Here is a 12,934-nt window from a genome sequence, read left to right on the forward strand (position 1 = left end):
TCAATCCCTTTAGGCTACGGGGTGCGGTGCCCAGAAAGAAATTGATCTTTTCGATGATCGCCATCAAAGTTCTCAGTGCAAGTGAGAAACTGACAACTGCATCCATCCCCGGAATTCAAGAAAGCCACCGTTTCTGTCCGGGATTAGATCTTTCCGGCATTGTCAGTACGGAGGCAGCAGGCGTCGAAGGATGTGCCCCATGTCGATGAACACGACAACGATGTTCCTGAGCAGTTGAGGAATGTAGGCCGGTTCCTGGAGATCATTTGGATGGCGAAGACTCAGGGCCTTGGCGTGCGCTTGTAGGTAGGCGGGAGACACCGGCCAATCCAGAATGCGTGCCATAGGAACTTGAGAGCAGGGTAGGCCTGCCGCTGAGGCTATGGCCGCCGCGATGGCAGCGGTGCTGTCTGTATCACCGCCCACTGCCACAGCAAAGTGAATAGCCTCGTCGACGCTTGTTGAATGGCTGGCGATGTAGGCCGCCGCCAGGCCACTTCGGTAACAGTACCCATCGATGCCTTTACTGCCGCCGATGCCTTCCAGCGCGGTTAAGATCTGGAGGTTGTTGGCGTGGGCCTCATCCAGTGCTTCCAGCAGGCGAGAGAGCTCATCAAGGTGCGCGGCGTCACCCATTGTGGCGTGGTGGTTAGCGGCCACGCGAAACAGGCGACTCATCGCCGGCCAATCCAGTGGATCTTCAACCAAATGCGCGACGATGTCGGCAATCCCCGAAGCGATGAACAGCGCTCGAGGGTCACGGTGGGTCATGCGAGTGGATCGCGCCACAAACTCATTCCGGGTGACCTCATTGCTGGCGTGGTAGAAGCCAATGATCGGCGCACGCATCAGTGGGCCATTGCCTGCCGACCGATAACCAGCCTTCGCCGGCGCCACGAACCACATCTTCATGATGGAGAAGAGGGTGGCCTTGCCAACGCCTGGCGGAAAGGTTTGCAGCCAGCGCTTTAAGCGTCTGGACAATCCACGCTCAAAGATCTCGGCGTCATTGCCGGCGTTCAACAGCGCTCGTGCTGTGATCAGCGCATGCTCGGTGTCATCACTGATAACCCCATACCGCCCGAGTATAAACCGCTGGCGCAGTCCATCGCGGGTCAGGCGGCGCACGCGCTTACCGGCCATGTTTTCGTAAGGGAGCCCCAGGCTATCGCCCAGGGCAGTGGCTGAGAGCAGGTCGAGGTATCGCCGGCTATCGATCTGGCAAGGCATGTTCAGGCGCTCCGCAAGCGTCAGATGGACTGGACTTCTGACCACTCTTCGTCGGTCAGCATCCGGCTCAAGTCAACCAGGATCAGCAGCTTGCCGTTCTTGTTGCTAACGCCATGGATGAATGAGGTCGACTCTTCGTTGCCGACTTTCGGCGGCGACTCGATTTCAGATGCTCGCAGGTAGACCACTTCGGCCACGGCGTCGACCAGGATGCCGATCACCTGGCCATCAGCTTCGATGATCACGATGCGGGAGTCTTCGTTGACGTCAGCGGGTTTCAAGCCGAAACGCTGGCGAGTGTCCATGACGGTGACCACTTTGCCGCGCAGATTGATGATGCCGAGGACGTAGCTTGGAGCGCCGGGCACGCGGGCGATCTCGGTGTAGCGCAGGACTTCCTGAACGCCCATCACGTTGACGCCGTAGGTTTCGTTGTCGAGACAGAAGGTGACCCACTGAAGAACGGGATCTTCGGAGCCTTGAGCGGAGGACTTGATCATTGCGTAAACCTCTGACTGCTTCGCCGCACTTTGTGTGCGATCTCGTTATTATTTTTGGGCGCAAACAAAAAAGCCGCCCTTGGGCGGCTTTCTGGTGTTTCAGCGCGTACTGGCATCCAACTTCGCGGGTTGGAGGTGCGAGTGCATGTGTGACCCAGCCGCTTACGATTGCATTGTATTGACACGTTGATCAGATTGTCAAACTGTGCTTCTCGCTAGCGGCGCCGGCCCGACCAAGTGTTGTTAGATGCTCCAATCCAGGCTCTTCCAGAAGTTCAGAACTGAGTCCCAAATGCTTTTCAGATGACCTTTCGGCGTCAGATATGTTTTCTTCAGCCATTTCCGGTAACGGTCGCGGCTTTCGATCCAGAGACCTACAGGTGGTAGGCACAACAAGATCAAAAATCGAGTAGGTTTGCGCTGTTGAATTAGCCCGATGAGACCATCGAGCCAAAATATGAACACGCAAGCTGCAGCGAAAGCCACGAGCACAAAAAGAACGATTACTAAAGGGGTCAATAAATCATTCATAGGGTTTTAGCGCTTACTTTCGCGTAACGATGTTCATTCAGCAATTGAATGACGCCGACAATCATGCCGTACGGAGGAAATACAAAGCCGACAATGGCTTTCAAAGGCGAGCCATTAGAGATGAGGGAAATGCATCCAAGAAACCAGACTGCGACCAGCATAGCAACCAGCAACAGGGCGCCGAGGAGTCCAGTCATGGCTCCTACAAAATTGAACGCAGATTGCGCAAGATTCATCATTTTAATGTCGTCTTCTCGTAAGTTAGGTGGGTACTCTGCTTTATCTCTCCACCGCTTACAGATCAGATGAGCATCCAGGCCACCGGTAATCGGCTCGGACGGATATAGGGCAGGGGAGTGCCTGGATTATTAGGAAATTGGGACATCTTGTCAATTTAAGCAAGATGTTGTTGGCGCTAGACCCCAAAAACCACCGGCCTGGTGGTGAACACGATATGCAAACAGTTCTTTTCGAAACCACTGGTAAGGTGGTGGACGTGTGCAGTACTTACGGGCGCTTTTTTACTTCAAAACCGCCTGACAGCGGTGTACTCAAAGGTGTGCCGGCGACCTCTATCATGATCTTCAAAACCACCTACTGGGTGGTCAACAAAGGGTCAGGGGGCTCTTACCATTTTCGAAACCACTAAAGGGTGGAGAACTGCTGGGTGACCCTAGCATTCGTGCTGTTCATTTTCTAAACCACCAGAAAGGTGGCAACAGGGTTCTCGACTGATCCTGCTCGGCCTTTTCCCAAACCACCAGGGGTGGTTAACGATGCCGGTAGCCGTGAAGAGCTCCCCTTGATCTTTCAAAACCACCTACACAGTGGTTAACCCATCTGATACGCATTTCACTTCCAAAAACCACCTGCTCGGTGGTGCACTAATCACCGCGTGATCTTCCTCTTTACAAACCACCTGCGGGTGGAGGGCGACAACAGCGAATCACCAAAAGGCAGAAATTTCCAAACCACCAACGCGGTGGTGAACACCCCACTTGTTGCACCTGAATGCTATGTAGATTTGCAAACCACCTTTCGGTGGTGACCAGGCCGGCTTAAGGGGTTGATGGGATCGATTTTCAAAACCACCATCGGGTGGCGAACCCTTGTCGGGCACTATCGAGATCTGTCTGGCGTTTCCAAACCACCTCGCGGTGGCGAATTCAAAACCACCCTTAGGGTGGTTAATTTCCTGAAAAAACAGTAGTTCCAAAACCACCAGGGTGGTGAACAGCGCGATGACTGATGATCTCATTTTCATCAATTTCCAAACCACCTGTAAGGTGGGGAAGAAGACTCGGAATTTCGCGACCTGTGCTTCAGATTTCAAAACCACCCTCAGGGTGTGGAACAGCCATTCGCGGGATGGGGCGGCCTTGCTATCTTCAAAACCACCAGCATGGTGGTGAAGCATCGGCATCATCTGGCACTCGCGATTGCTTTCTCCAAACCACCCACAGGATGGTGAACGCATCTCGAACGCAATTTGCGCGTTCATTTTCTTTCGAAACCAACTATCTGATGGTGAACACTACACGTGAGGGAGAAGATCGCAGGCTCTTTTTCCAAACCACCTGCTCGGTGGCGAACTATCGGGGTGTCATTGGGGTGGTCTCGCCAGTTTTCAAAACCACCCGTAGGGTGGTGAAGCATCGCTATCATCTTGGCGCTTTCGATTGCTTTTTCCAAACCACCCTCAGGATGGTTAACGGTTACTGAGCCTGGAGCAGCAGAGCCACCTGTTTCAAAACCACCGGAGGGTGGTGAACATCTGGTTCGATCTTGCATTACCTGAACACATTTTCAAAACCACCAGCAGGGTGGTAAACCATAGCGTCCAGGGCGAAGCCAGCGCTGTGAATTTCAAAACCACATACACGATGGTGAACGGAGCTGCTCAACGTTCCGATCCAAAAGTACATTTTCAAACCACCCGCAGGGCGGTGAACATCCTGGTTGGCACCTGTAGTCGAGATCCCGATTTCAAAACCACCCGCAGGGTGGTGAACGTCGGTGGCGAGCGGTCGCTGTACTCTTGCCATTACGACTAGCATTTTAAAAACCACCCGCTTGGTAGTGAAGCGTCGTCAACGCGATCCTGTAGGCGATGCTTTTTTCAAAACCACCTACTCGGTGGTGAATACAAGCCAACCATGCTGGCTTTCAGATCTAAACTTCCAAACCACCCGCAGGGTGGTGTACCTGTTTTTGCTGAGGCTGCGTCGTGCGTCAGTTTCCAAACCACCTACTCGGTGGTGAACAGAATCCAATGACGTTCAACGGTGCCCGTCGTGTCTCGTTCGACTTTTAAAAACCACACGTGAGGTGGAGAACAGGCCGGAAGATTTTGCGCAAAACCTCCTCTTTTCAAAACCACCCATTGGGTGGTGCACGCACCGCTTAGCGGTGTTCGGTTCCGCTCCACTTACCAAACCACCCATGGGGTGGTGAACACAGCCAAAAAGGAACGCGCAAACGGCGTTCGTTTCAAAACCACCTGCTCGGTGGTGAACACCGGCCCCTTGCATAGAGGATACCCCATCGATTTAAAAACCACCTCTCGGTGGAATCGCTGATGTAGCGTTCGCTGAAGCGACCACTTTCTCCAAACCACCTAAATGGTGGTGACTAGGGAGCTACGATCCCGATGACGATACGTCGCTTCAAAACCACCCGCAGGATGGCGAACAAGGGGAATCACAAAATCAAGGAAAGTTTGGTCTTCGAAACCACCTACCGGGTGGTGAACAAAGCCGTGCAGCGCTCAAGAGCGGAGTATTCATTTTCAAAACCACCTGCTCGGTGGCGAACACCCCCAGCATCGCCGCTTTTGTGTTCAACATTTTCCAAACCACCTGCTCGGTGGTGTAACCAACGCATTGCGCGACTAAGTGCAACCCCGAATTTCCAAACCACCCATAAGGTGGGGAACAAAGCCGTGCAGCGCTCAAGAGCGGAGTATTCATTTTCCAAACCACCCTGAGGGTGGTGAAGCGTCCTGAAGTCGCTGGGCGTGATCAGATGCTTTTCAAAACCACCCAATGGGTGGTGAAGCGTCCTGAAGTCGCTGGGCGTGATCAGATGCTTTTCAAAACCACCCAATGGGTGGTGAAGCGTCCTGAAGTCGCTGGGCGTGATCAGTTGCCTTTCAAAACCACCCATAAGGTGGTGAACAAAGCCGTGCAGCGCTTAAGAGCGGAGTATTCATTTTCTAAACCACCTGCAAGGTGGTGAACTATCCAATTTCCACGCAACAACCCGAAATCGCTGGGCATTCGTGCTTTTGGCCACAAAAGCCTTCGCTCACAGGGGGCGCGCAGAAAAGCCTGATTTTTAAGGAGCAGAGGGGCGCCGGGAGACGGAGGTTCTGTGTTTCATGGCCGCGCCCAAGTATTTTCGACCAGGGATTATCCAGAACGTGTGACATTTAGTCAATTTATATGAATTGTCTGTAGATGCATCGATTCAGCCTGATTTCACGGGGAAAATCCGCGTCATTTCCTTGACATTAAAATGCCAATGTTTACCATATGGTTAATCGTGCCTAGGGGAATCCCCTATAGCAGGGTAGCCCATCCTTTTCAGCCGCCTTTCTGGTGGCTGATTGCATTGGGCCTGAAGTCTTAGCCAATCCACCCGGAGTCGACATCATCAACGTGTGCACCGAATCTGATCTTGCTTCTAACCGTGGCGATGCGAGAGCAACGCAGGTTGAGCAGTTGGCGCACAGAATCCTGTTGGCAAGCACCGAGGTCGAGCGGCTCACTCAGGTGAACCGTGACCTTCTGGCGAGCATCGAGCTTGGTCGGGCGGATGTGAAGACTTTGCGTCGAAAAAATGTAGCTCTAAATCAACAACTTGAGCTGTTGTCCTCAGTCCTTGAGGACTCGGTGGCGCAGCTTAACGTGGACACTTGCCGTGGTGAGTTGAGGATGCTGGCATGAGCATCGTTACTGCCAACTTGTTGGCCTGCCTGGGTCGTCTGACCCGAGTAGTCACCGCGCTAAATATCTTTCCAGCAAGCGTCCAGAACCAACAAATCAACTTTCATATCCACTTGCCAATTTTTAGGCTTCGTCATGCCATCGACCATCAAGAAACTTTCGTTTGTCATTACGCTTTTTGTCGCCCTTGGCGGTTGCCAAGGCGTTTACCTGCAGTCCCCTGACTCCAGGCCGGTTCAAAAGCCGAAGATTGATCCGGACGATCTCCCGGCGCTGATCGAAGACGCCTCTTACTTGGGTAAAGAGTGCGATAGCGACGAGCCGAGCAGGGTGGTTCAGCCGAAGGTCTGGTACGCCTCCTGCCAGATGGGTCTCTGGACGATGGTCGACAAGGCAGTACTGGAAAGCCGTGTTATCCAATATCGGACGCCTCGTGCGACGCTGTTGTCGATCTCGCCCTTGCCCCAGGGTAAAGAGGCTACAGACGGAAAATGCATTTACACGATTGAATACGCGACCGAATACATGGAGCGCGAGTTCATCGATAGCACCGTCAAAGTCGATTACACCTTTGAGTTGCATCTAACGGTCAACCAGGATAAGCCGGCGACCACAGCGTCGGACTGCAAGATTCAGGATGGCGATTCTGCTTATGCTGCCATCCAACAAAACTGGAATATTGACGAGACAACACATAAGATCCTGGGGGAAAAGCGCCCGGCTATTGGAGTCATGACTCCGCCACCCGCGCCACCACAGGCGACACCGCCTAAAGAGCAGGTGACTCATGCAAAAACCAACGTCAGCAGATCTGCCAGGCCTAGTCCTAGCAAACCTGATTTGGAGCGAGAAAGGCTCAAAAACAGCGCTCCCGGAATTTAACCAGGAGTTGGCCAACGCGTTGGCGCTGGCTCATGCAGCTATGGAGCGGGAGACACGTACCACCGCTCCGGTGGACTACCTAGCCGAAGAACCGGTGGTAGTGCCTTCCGAGCCGGATGACGTTCCAAAAGATTACGTGGTGGATCCGGCCATGCAAAAGTGGCTGGATTCGCGCTGGTCGTTGCCGTTCAAGTACTTCAAGAAATTCTGCGAGACCGATTTCGTCAAAGGCTTGATGAAAATCTACCCGGACTATCCTCCGCCCCTGCGCATCCTGTTGATTCTGGCTCAATTCGGTCTTGTTGGTATGGCCTTCTGGGCACTCTGCACCACGGGCTCATCCCACTGACGGTTGTTCGCAGTGGATTTTTTGTCGACAAAAGGAAGTCTCATGTTCAACCGATTAGGCTTTGTAGGTGTTGTACTCTTGGCCATGTCCGGGTGCGCTACCAAGCCAGAGCGAGTACAAACACGGGTGTACACCATGCACCTGAGCGAGCCTGCAGGCGCGAATGACTGCATTCATGTGCAAGAAATGGTCATGTTCACTGAGTATGGTTCTGACGATGGGGGTCACGCGCTAATACCGACGATCCGTCGAACCATGAAATCAGCCCCTTGCGGGGAGGGGGCGATCCCTCTTAATCCTGCTGTGATCAAAGGCTCTGTGTTTGAACTGGCGAAGGTGCTCAATGGGCGATCTTGAACCCCAAAATTCAAAAGTTACGCCTGCTGGTGCTTCAAATGCAGGGTGTCGCTGGTGTCCGGTGATGCTCTCCAACTTGTGGCAGAACACCAAACCAAAAATGCCCACTGCGATAAGGGTCATGTTCCTGCTCTTCCAAGTCTTATTGGTAGTTGTGGCGTGGTTTGCTGGAATGGATATTTACAGGCTTGAGGATCCATGGTCTGCGCCGCTCTTAAATTTTGCTTGCGTCGCCTTTGGGATTTCCGAGCTGATGAGTTTGCTTTTTGCGCTGCGCAAGCCGCCAGCAGACGTTTGATCCTGACTTGGATCTGCTGCGGTCAAAAGGCTTCAGCGGTTGTTCCGGTTATCATCTGGCGCTCACCATAAAAAGGTCTTTTGAATGACTCCTATGCCGAGCAAACAGGACGGTACTCTGTCCCGGTGCATCCCCTCAGCTCTCCGGAACATTTGGGCCAACACGAAGCCGGAAATGGAAACCTCTGATCGTGCGCGGGCCCTGGCGTTTAAATGCCTGGCGGTGTTCCTCGGCGTTGTCACCGTCAAGTTCACCTGCGAATTAGGCGACCCCTGGTCGGCACCGCTTCTAAACTACGCCATCATGGTCTGTGGCATCACCGAGCTGACCAGCTTGATCATGGCCATGCGCAAGCCTTCGGCAGGCGTGGAGTAGGGCGCCCAAGGTGCCTGTCGGGAAGTGTTAAGGCTGAGGCCTACCTCGGCGCCTCATTCCGCACGAAACCCTTCAAACGGCGTAGGCGAAGGCTCTGTTATCACTCGTGCAGGCACGAAGCTCGTTAATGTAGGCGTTCAGGTGATATTCCAACGTGAACCCTTCAGGAGGCTCGACACTCCACTGCGTGGCCTCGGCCTTGTCCAGGTTCCTGAAACCTTCCCGCAAGCTCTCGAAAGCGTCCGCGATTTCATTGCAGCGGGGTGCCGGCACCGGTTGTCCCTGGATGACCTGCAGGTGAAAGAATTCAACCGGATCGGCAGGATTCAGGACTTTCCCGATCCACAGGTTATGGGCCGCGAAAAGCTCCATCACTTCGTACCATTCTTTGCTCAGCACAGCAGGCTTCGCTTCCCATCCCTGGAAGATAAACCGTCCCTTGCCGGATAGGGCGATTGTCGCCCGCTCAAAGTCTGCGCACCGGGAAAGTTTGGTTCGGCCAACGTACGTGCTCATGAGTCGGTCTCAAGTTCTTCGAGTGGCGGATAGTCGATCAGCGCCTTCTGCTCGCATTTCGAGCACATCTTCATCGTCGGCGGCACGACAGCGTCCAGCCTCCAGAACATCCACTTTCCGCGCTGGCGCATGATATGGGCGGTGTTCTTGGGCTTGTGGCCGCACAGCGAGGTGTTGGTGGCCGGGATCACGATGTGTACCAGGTGACCGCCGTTGGCGTGCGCCAGCCGAGGCTGGGTCTCGGTGCTGATCGAGCCTGGAGCGGGGGTGACTGGTGCCGGGGGTGCGAGGGAAGGCGTCGTCTGAGCGGATGGCGGGCAGTGGCAATCCCAGTGTGCGCCGGTGGGGCCGTGCAGACCATCTTCAGGATTGGCCTTTTGGTCGCAAATGTAGCAAAGCCCAGCGTCGATGCACTGATCGATTTTGGCGTTTCGAGCATCGCGTTCTGCGATTTGTTCAGGTGTTCTACGACGTCCGGTCGTCAACATGGGGGATCCGTCTCTTCTGTAAGGATGATTTTCAGCGTAGCTACTACGGCGCCGGGCGCAGGCCCAGTTGAATTGTACAAAACGGGCAGTGCCAGCCGGTGCGGGTTTTGAGCCATCCGGCCTCTTTTGCGTCATCGGCCAGGCGACGGAGTGTCACCAGCACGTCACTCTGATTGTCGTCGGAGAGGGACGAGGGATTTTTGTTCTCCCATGACCAGCAGCTTCCTTGAGCCGTTCCGGACAGCTTGTAAGCCGAGTCTTGATGTTGGTTTTCGCAGCGCAACTCGAGCCAGGTGGCCATCGTGGTTGTCCTTATCGCTTCGCTTGTGCCGGCGCCGGGCTGGCCGAGTCAGCGACTAGGCAGAATTCAACCATGTCCGATTCGAATTTGCTGGCGTTCATTTGACCAAAGCAGATGCCCAGTTTGGTCTTGGGCGGTATCACCAACGGGCCGCCCTCTGGTGAGCTATCGGCGAAGCTGTGCTTGCGGCTGATCTTTGCACCGTCCGGCAGCCATACGGTCACCATGTGCTTGCCTACCAACGCGGGGCAGCTGACGATTTCATCGTTCACGGGATCCCAGACCAAACTGGAGGGATTGCGTGAAAACCATTGGCACTGGGCCGTCATCGAGACGCTTTTCAATTCCTGTCCTCGGATCGAACAAACATTTCCGTTAATTGCTATGCCTACCGGCTCCACGGTGCCGCTTGATGCCTTTAAAACAGCTTTATAGGGAATTATAGAGCGATTATAGAGTGATTATAGGACGGCCTGGGAATGTTCCAACAGCCGTCTTGATCCCAGGCGTTAATCGGTGATCGCGAATACGTTGTCGCGCTGAACAACGATGAAGTCTCCGGCAGCCAGGTTGTGCTTGGCCGTGTGTTTGAGCTGGTTCACGATCACGCCTAGCATCTGAATCTGCAAAGGACTGATGGCAACCAGCTCGACCCAGAATGCTTCACTGCCATTGCCGTGCTCGCCAACGCCGACCTTCACACACTGGCCCACTTCCAGCGCGTCCAATGCTGCGTCGTTTGGCAAAGATGAGGGATAGGGGGCGTTGCGCAATTCGAATTTTGCGTCGTGCAGATCAGCGGGTTTGATGTCAGCGGGATCGAAACTCATGGGGCTTTACTCGGGCAGCGTTGGCGGATGCGTTATGGGCGTCCTTCTACTGGCGCAGCCCCGCACAATGGCGAGGCTTTGTGGGCACCAGGGGACGCCTGAGGTCAGTGCATCAGCATGCTGGAGCGGTACAAGGATTCCCATGCTAGCAGGGTCGCACTCGGATGCTCCAGTGCGGCAAGAACCATTTCATCGGCAGTCTGCCCCGTAACGTCGTGCACCGATTGGCCAAGCTTCAACAGTTTCATAGGCACGCCGGCCTTGCTGGCTTTGGTGGCGAACTCATATTCCTGGGCTTGGCCGTAGACGACCGAGCCACCGAATTGCTCGCACAGCATGGCGATTGTTGCGGTCTCGGTTTCCGGCAGGAGGATGGTGTCGCCGTCGAAAAATGTCTTTCGAACACCGTCGTCCACAGCGGCAAGAGCGGCCATGTAACGCGAACCATCAATTGCCACCACGGCAGACGGCCAGACCGGGTAATCATTTCCGCAGGATTTGGGGAGGACGGTCTGGGCGCTCATGTTGTCGGGGAGCGGCTGAACGTGTTCTTCCTGGCAGGACTGGCAGAAATATGTGAAGCATTGTGGCTTGGAGCTCATCGGACTTCCCAGTTACAAGGACGGAGTGGTGGCAGGCGCCGGTGCATCGCGGTCAATCACTGAAAACAGCTCATAGCCTTCCGGCGTGTGCTCGCGAGCAGCCGCCAGTTTTTTTACAACTTCCAGGTCGTCAGTGCCCAGTACTTCGGAACTGATGGAGAAGATCCTTTTCCTGAACTTTGGATCCCGGTGCAAGGCGTCGGCGATTGTATAGCCGATGGCTCGGTATTCCATGATGAAAAATGCCATGTGCTTCTCCGATCAGTTTTGGCTGTGAGCGGTTGGCGGGTTTAGCTGGCCAACCGCGTCGCTGCGAATCACTTGACGATTTTGCCCTTCAGTCCTTTCAGGAAGGTGGCCAAGGCTTCTTCGTGCTCTTTTGGCAACTGGACAACCAGCGTTGCGTGGGTGAGCTTCTTTTGCCATTTTTTCATCACGCCGGCGAAATCTCGGTCGGTGTCGTTGAGCGGGTTGACGATAGCGCCCTCAACTACGACGACATCCTTGTCATCCAGTTTATCAACGTCCACATCGTCTTGTTCGACGCCATTCACCTGCCACCACATGCCGTCGACGTGGGAATCGCCTGGCCAAAACTCAGGATCTTCGTTGGCCCAGAATTGCTTCATTTCGGCGCCGGTGGTTTTGATGCGAGCCATGATGTGTCTCCGTGATCTTTGAATTTATTGGCTGAGTATCTGTTCATTTCGTCGCCCTGGGCAAGCCGCTCAGGGCGCTGTGTTCATTGTTTCGGTTCACGCCAATGCGTGGACTGCAGCCGACCGTGGAACGCGCCACAGGTGCAACGCTTGCCGTTGGGCAGCGACCAGACGAAAGCCTGAATAACCTCGTAACAGAAGGGGCACTCCAGGCCAATGCTGGTTTTCCCGTTCACCGAGTGGCGCCACTTTTCATACCAGCGGCGCGATTCGACCTGACGGGCCTCCGGATTTTGGGCCGCGAGACTGACGTCCTTGCCGGTCGGGCCACGCTCGGGCAGGCGAGGGGCTGGCCGATTAGGATCGGGCAACACTTCCGCATTCGTTGGCGCAGGTTTATCGACCACCCGAAAGAGCGGCTCAGGACGCTCGATAGTCACTATAGGGGAGCAATCCCAGTGAGAGCCCTTTAGGCCGTTGAAGGCCTGCCCAGGGAGCATCGGCCCGTCGCAGACGGTGCAGAGCCGGTGGTCTTGCTCAAGCATCTTGTTTTACCTCTGGAAGTACCTTCAGGCAATTGGGACAGGTGATCGGCGGCACAGGAGAGGCGGGCGCCAGGGTCATCCAGTCGCTCCAGCCGAGGCGTCCGCTTGGCGTATCGCCGCAAATTGCAGGCTGCTTCAAGCCAAAAACCGAGCACTCGCTGTCGACCGCATGAACGACAAGGCCCCCACCACGTTCGTTGTTATTGGCCGGCTGGCCCGCTTTAGTGACGTGTCGCATGGTCAATCTCCTGATTACTCAGCCCGTCGAACGATGTCGTTGAGCGTTTCGGAGGTAGCACGAATGCGACCGGTCTTGTGCCAGCGTTCAGCCGTCCCGCAATCCACGTAGGAACCAAAGCAGTTGAAGTCGTGGTGACTCGATACCTTGTCGATAACGACGCGCTCACCCCTGCGAGTGAGGTATTCGCCGGGCGCAGTAATGATGTCCCGGAGGGTAACCAGCGAGGCGAAATATCCACTGCTCATGAGGGCGTCCTGTTCAAGATGAAAGTGTCTCTGTGGGG

At 54.8% G+C, this 12,934-nt stretch carries 21 protein-coding genes; 5 read left to right on the top strand and 16 right to left on the bottom strand.

The annotated features are described in order from the left end of the window. Positions 1-162: 162 nt before the first annotated feature. The 4 genes from NQL71_RS35420 to NQL71_RS35435 all read right to left on the bottom strand — a co-directional run bounded on the left by NQL71_RS35420 (position 163) and on the right by NQL71_RS35435 (position 3,762). Positions 163-1,230 (bottom strand): ADP-ribosylglycohydrolase family protein, encoded by a 1,068-nt coding sequence (locus NQL71_RS35420; protein ID WP_274644272.1) that lies wholly within the window; start codon positions 1,228-1,230, stop codon positions 163-165. 20 nt (positions 1,231-1,250) lie between these two features. Beyond that, complete coding sequence (locus tag NQL71_RS35425; protein ID WP_274644273.1) at positions 1,251-1,730, bottom strand: chemotaxis protein CheW; 480 nt, start codon at positions 1,728-1,730, stop codon at positions 1,251-1,253. Positions 1,731-2,257: 527 nt separating this feature from the next. Next, entirely contained in the window at positions 2,258-2,500 is a 243-nt protein-coding gene (locus tag NQL71_RS35430) for a hypothetical protein (protein WP_274644274.1), read from the bottom strand. Between the two features lie 707 nt (positions 2,501-3,207). Further along, on the bottom strand, positions 3,208-3,762 hold the full coding sequence (locus NQL71_RS35435) for a hypothetical protein (protein WP_274644275.1): 555 nt from the start codon (positions 3,760-3,762) through the stop codon (positions 3,208-3,210). Between the two features lie 265 nt (positions 3,763-4,027). Here NQL71_RS35435 and NQL71_RS35440 point away from each other — a divergent pair, with 265 nt between their 5' ends. Then, entirely contained in the window at positions 4,028-4,315 is a 288-nt protein-coding gene (locus tag NQL71_RS35440; RefSeq protein ID WP_274644276.1) for a hypothetical protein, read from the top strand. A gap of 682 nt (positions 4,316-4,997) precedes the next feature. Here the strand turns inward: NQL71_RS35440 and NQL71_RS35445 are convergent. Then, on the bottom strand, positions 4,998-5,426 hold the full coding sequence (locus NQL71_RS35445; protein WP_274644277.1) for a hypothetical protein: 429 nt from the start codon (positions 5,424-5,426) through the stop codon (positions 4,998-5,000). A gap of 917 nt (positions 5,427-6,343) precedes the next feature. On the opposite strand from NQL71_RS35445, the gene NQL71_RS35450 reads away from it, so the two are divergent. The 4 genes from NQL71_RS35450 to NQL71_RS35465 all read left to right on the top strand — a co-directional run bounded on the left by NQL71_RS35450 (position 6,344) and on the right by NQL71_RS35465 (position 8,469). Further along, positions 6,344-7,090, top strand: coding sequence for a hypothetical protein (locus tag NQL71_RS35450; RefSeq protein WP_274644278.1), 747 nt, complete (start codon positions 6,344-6,346; stop codon positions 7,088-7,090). 7 nt (positions 7,091-7,097) lie between these two features. Beyond that, positions 7,098-7,439 carry a hypothetical protein gene (locus NQL71_RS35455; protein ID WP_274644279.1) on the top strand — a complete coding sequence of 114 codons (342 nt, stop codon included), beginning with the start codon at positions 7,098-7,100 and terminating at the stop codon, positions 7,437-7,439. A 343-nt stretch (positions 7,440-7,782) separates the two neighbouring features. Further along, positions 7,783-8,094 carry a hypothetical protein gene (locus tag NQL71_RS35460; protein WP_274644280.1) on the top strand — a complete coding sequence of 104 codons (312 nt, stop codon included), beginning with the start codon at positions 7,783-7,785 and terminating at the stop codon, positions 8,092-8,094. Between the two features lie 174 nt (positions 8,095-8,268). Further along, positions 8,269-8,469: a hypothetical protein gene (locus NQL71_RS35465; RefSeq protein WP_274644281.1), complete on the top strand. Its 201-nt coding sequence runs from the start codon at positions 8,269-8,271 to the stop codon at positions 8,467-8,469. A 72-nt stretch (positions 8,470-8,541) separates the two neighbouring features. Here NQL71_RS35465 and NQL71_RS35470 read toward each other — a convergent pair whose 3' ends face one another. The 11 genes from NQL71_RS35470 to NQL71_RS35520 form a co-directional block, all read right to left on the bottom strand. Continuing rightward, positions 8,542-8,985, bottom strand: a complete 444-nt coding sequence (locus tag NQL71_RS35470; RefSeq protein WP_274644282.1) for a hypothetical protein — start codon at positions 8,983-8,985, stop codon at positions 8,542-8,544. Further along, entirely contained in the window at positions 8,982-9,473 is a 492-nt protein-coding gene (locus tag NQL71_RS35475) for a hypothetical protein (RefSeq protein ID WP_274644283.1), read from the bottom strand. The genes NQL71_RS35470 and NQL71_RS35475 overlap by 4 nt, the downstream gene beginning before the upstream one ends. 43 nt (positions 9,474-9,516) lie before the next feature. Then, positions 9,517-9,774 carry a hypothetical protein gene (locus tag NQL71_RS35480; RefSeq protein ID WP_274644284.1) on the bottom strand — a complete coding sequence of 86 codons (258 nt, stop codon included), beginning with the start codon at positions 9,772-9,774 and terminating at the stop codon, positions 9,517-9,519. Between the two features lie 11 nt (positions 9,775-9,785). Continuing rightward, complete coding sequence (locus NQL71_RS35485; protein ID WP_274644285.1) at positions 9,786-10,046, bottom strand: hypothetical protein; 261 nt, start codon at positions 10,044-10,046, stop codon at positions 9,786-9,788. Positions 10,047-10,283: 237 nt separating this feature from the next. Then, complete coding sequence (locus NQL71_RS35490; protein WP_274644286.1) at positions 10,284-10,604, bottom strand: hypothetical protein; 321 nt, start codon at positions 10,602-10,604, stop codon at positions 10,284-10,286. Positions 10,605-10,708: 104 nt separating this feature from the next. Then, positions 10,709-11,206 (bottom strand): hypothetical protein, encoded by a 498-nt coding sequence (locus NQL71_RS35495; RefSeq protein ID WP_274644287.1) that lies wholly within the window; start codon positions 11,204-11,206, stop codon positions 10,709-10,711. A gap of 12 nt (positions 11,207-11,218) precedes the next feature. After that, complete coding sequence (locus NQL71_RS35500) at positions 11,219-11,455, bottom strand: hypothetical protein (RefSeq protein ID WP_274644288.1); 237 nt, start codon at positions 11,453-11,455, stop codon at positions 11,219-11,221. Between the two features lie 68 nt (positions 11,456-11,523). After that, a complete protein-coding gene (locus tag NQL71_RS35505) occupies positions 11,524-11,865 on the bottom strand; it encodes a hypothetical protein (RefSeq protein ID WP_274644289.1) in 342 nt (113 codons plus the stop codon). 83 nt (positions 11,866-11,948) lie between these two features. Next, positions 11,949-12,410 carry a hypothetical protein gene (locus NQL71_RS35510; RefSeq protein ID WP_274644290.1) on the bottom strand — a complete coding sequence of 154 codons (462 nt, stop codon included), beginning with the start codon at positions 12,408-12,410 and terminating at the stop codon, positions 11,949-11,951. After that, positions 12,403-12,648, bottom strand: coding sequence for a hypothetical protein (locus tag NQL71_RS35515; RefSeq protein ID WP_274644291.1), 246 nt, complete (start codon positions 12,646-12,648; stop codon positions 12,403-12,405). The genes NQL71_RS35510 and NQL71_RS35515 overlap by 8 nt, the downstream gene beginning before the upstream one ends. 14 nt (positions 12,649-12,662) lie before the next feature. Beyond that, on the bottom strand, positions 12,663-12,896 hold the full coding sequence (locus tag NQL71_RS35520) for a hypothetical protein (RefSeq protein WP_274644292.1): 234 nt from the start codon (positions 12,894-12,896) through the stop codon (positions 12,663-12,665). Between the last annotated feature and the right edge of the window lie 38 nt (positions 12,897-12,934).

Source organism: Pseudomonas serbica (genome assembly GCF_028823535.1).
GTDB lineage: Bacteria > Pseudomonadota > Gammaproteobacteria > Pseudomonadales > Pseudomonadaceae > Aquipseudomonas > Aquipseudomonas serbica.